This window comes from Bradyrhizobium sp. 25ACV (assembly GCF_054863005.1).
Map to the genome: position 1 here is coordinate 1 of NZ_JAVAYO010000204.1, position 236 is coordinate 236.

The 236-nt window shown below is 39.8% G+C and carries 1 protein-coding gene; it reads right to left on the reverse strand.

The genetic code is table 11. The features are described 5' to 3' along the window. Positions 1-236, reverse strand: a 236-nt coding sequence (locus tag RAD04_RS39160) for a potassium channel family protein (RefSeq protein WP_461628033.1), incomplete at both ends; no start/stop codon positions are given.

Below are 236 nucleotides of genomic sequence, written 5' to 3' on the forward strand. Positions count from 1 at the left end.
ACTAACATCCAGATTGTAGCTAATATCTTGCCGTTTTTGCTCTGTGGCGATTTGTCGCCGTAACCTACTGTCGTCATCGTCACCCACGACCACCAGAATCCATCGACGATGCCATTTATCTTATCTGAAAAAGCAGGATTATTTTTTCTCTCCGCCAGCCATATCAAGGATCCAATGCAGAAGTTGAAGAATATCAATAATCCTATAGTCTTTAAAAAAGCCATAGAAAAAAGATT